Annotated in this window: 2 rRNA genes; both read right to left on the bottom strand. The window is 50.1% G+C overall.

Annotated features, from left to right (window positions below):
* Positions 1–93, bottom strand: a 5S ribosomal RNA gene (gene rrf, locus WKT05_RS10505); the annotation flags it as partial.
* 27 nt (positions 94–120) lie between these two features.
* Positions 121–2,978 (bottom strand): 23S ribosomal RNA (locus WKT05_RS10500).
* Positions 2,979–3,079: the final 101 nt, after the last annotated feature.

Genomic DNA, 3,079 nt, shown 5'->3' with positions numbered 1-3,079 from the left:
GGTCGTTACCAACCAAGTACCATCGGCGTTAAGAGGCTTAACTTCTGTGTTCGGCATGGGTACAGGTGTGTCCCTCTTGCTATCGTCACCGGACGAACCAAGTCGCATATACAATCTATTTTGGTCAAGTCTTCGACCGATTAGTATCTCTTAGCTGCATACATTGCTGTACTTCCACCTGAGACCTATCTACCTCGTAGGCTACAAGGGGTCTTATCATATGAGGGAAATCTCATCTCGAGGGGGGCTTCGTGCTTAGATGCTTTCAGCGCTTATCCCTTCCAAACTTAGCTACTCAGCTATGCCATTGGCATGACAACTGATGCACCAGCGGTTTGTCCATCCCGGTCCTCTCGTACTAAGGACAGATCCTCTCAAATTTCCTACGCCCACGACGGATAGGGACCGAACTGTCTCACGACGTTCTGAACCCAGCTCGCGTGCCTCTTTAATGGGCGAACAGCCCAACCCTTGGGACATGCTTCAGCCCCAGGATGAGACGAGCCGACATCGAGGTGCCAAACCTCCCCGTCGATGTGGACTCTTGGGGGAGATAAGCCTGTTATCCCCAGGGTAGCTTTTATCCGTTGAGCGATGGCCCTTCCACGCGGTACCACCGGATCACTAAGTCCTGCTTTCGCATCTGCTCCACTTGTCGGTGTCGCAGTTAAGCTTCCTTTTGCCTTTGCACTCTTCGCACGATTTCCGTCCGTGCTGAGGAAACCTTTGAACGCCTCCGTTACTTTTTGGGAGGCGACCGCCCCAGTCAAACTGCCCAACTGACAGTGTCCCTCTTCCGGATTCACGGAAGTAGGTTAGAATTCCAGAATGAATAGAGTGGTATCCCAAGGGCGACTCCCGAAACACTGGCGTGCTTCGTTCTCTGTCTCCCACCTATCCTGTACAGTCCATTCCGAAATCCAATATCAGCCTGCAGTAAAGCTCCATGGGGTCTTTCCGTCCTGTCGTGGGTAAGCGGCATCTTTACCGCTACTACAATTTCACCGGATCCTTTGTTGAGACAGTGCCCAAATCGTTACACCTTTCGTGCGGGTCGGAACTTACCCGACAAGGAATTTCGCTACCTTAGGACCGTTATAGTTACGGCCGCCGTTTACTGGGGCTTCAGTTCTAAGCTTCGCTTGCGCTAACTTTTTCCCTTAACCTTCCAGCACCGGGCAGGTGTCAGCCCCTATACTTCGTCTTTCGACTTCGCAGAGACTTGTGTTTTTGGTAAACAGTCGCTTGGGCCTTTTCACTGCGGCCATGTTTCCATGGCTCCCCTTCTCCCGAAGTTACGGGGTCATTTTGCCGAGTTCCTTAACAAAGGTTTTTCCGCTCGTCTTAGGATTCTCTCCTCACCTACCTGTGTCGGTTTACGGTACGGGCGACAATACGCGAATAGTGGCTTTTCTTGGCAGTATGGATTCGGCTCCTTCTCTACTTATTTTCGATCCGCATCACACGTCAGACTTCACGAGAAGCGGATTTGCCTACTTCTCATCCTTGGTGCTTGCACGCCTCACCAACCGGGCGCTGCGCTTATCCTTCTGCGTCCCCACATCTTCATTGCGTTTGCCGGTACAGGAATCTCCACCTGTTGTCCATCGACTACGCCTTTCGGCCTCGCCTTAGGTCCCGACTTACCCTGAGTGGACGAGCCTTCCTCAGGAAACCTTGGGTTTTCGACGGGTGAGATTCTCACTCACCTCTCGCTACTCATGCCAGCATTCTCTCTTCTGTACACTCCACAATACCTTGCGGTTTTTGCTTCGTCGCGCACACAATGCTCCTCTACCAATCCTTACGGATTCCACGGCTTCGGTATCGTGTTTAGCCCCGGTTATCTTCGGCGCAGAGTCACTTGACTAGTGAGCTATTACGCACTCTTTCAATGTATGGCTGCTTCTAAGCCAACATCCTAGTTGTCTCAGTAACTCCACATCCTTTTCCACTTAACACGAATTTTGGGACCTTAGCCGGTGGTCTGGGCTGTTTCCCTTTCGACTATGAAGCTCATCCCACATAGTCTGACTCCGGAGGATACTGTCTTCGGTATTCGGAGTTTGATAGGTCGCGGTAACTTGGTAAAGTCCCTTGACCATTCAGTGCTCTACCCCCGAGACATTGCCTTCCAGGCTAGCCCTAAAGCTATTTCGAGGAGAACCAGCTATCTCCGCGTTCGTTTGGCTTTTCACCCCTATCCACAGGTCATCCGATAACTTTTAAACGTTACCCGGTTCGAGCCTCCATTGAATTTTACTTCAACTTCACTCTGCCCATGGATAGATCACGCGGTTTCGGGTCTATGACCTACAACTCTTCGCCCTGTTCAGACTCGCTTTCGCTGCGGCTTCGATGCATAACATCTTAACCTTGCTGAAAATCATAACTCGCTGGCCCGTTCTACAAAAAGTACACGATCGTGGTACGAAACCACTTTCGCTGCTTGTAAACATCCGGTTTCAGATTCTATTTCACTCCCCTCCCGGGGTTCTTTTCACCTTTCCCTCACGGTACTTATGCACTATCGGTCACCAAGGAGTATTTAGCCTTAGGGGGTGGTCCCCCTATATTCCCACCGGGTTTCACGTGCCCTGTGGTACTCGTTTAGAGTAGCATACCTTCACTTCGCATACGGGACTGTTACCCACTATGGTCGATTGTTCCAAATCGTTCTGCTCGCTACATATGCCGTATCTCAAGTTGGGCTCTACCCCGTTCGCTCGCCGCTACTTGGAGTATCGAGGTTTCTTTCTTTTCCTCGGGGTACTTAGATGTTTCAGTTCCCCCGGTATTCCTTTCATACGCTATGAATTCACGCATGAATGCTGAGAGTTTGTCTCAGCGGGTTTCCCCATTCGGAAATCTGTGGATCGATGTGTATTTGCCACTCCCCACAGCTTTTCGCAGCTTATCGCGTCCTTCATCGGCTCTTGGTGCCAAGGCATCCACCGGATGCTCTTTCTAACTTGACCTTACGATCTATTCGTTGAAATTGTAATCTTAAATTTAAATTTGAAGATTTGATTTTACGATGTTCTCGTTTTTGATTGTATATGCAATTTTCTTGGTTCAA

The organism is Peptoniphilus sp. HCN-40583 (assembly GCF_037892835.1).
Lineage (GTDB): Bacteria > Bacillota > Clostridia > Tissierellales > Peptoniphilaceae > Aedoeadaptatus > Aedoeadaptatus rachelemmaiella.
The sequence above is the reverse complement of the archived record's forward strand: the minus strand, read 5'-3'. Positions and strand labels throughout refer to the sequence as shown.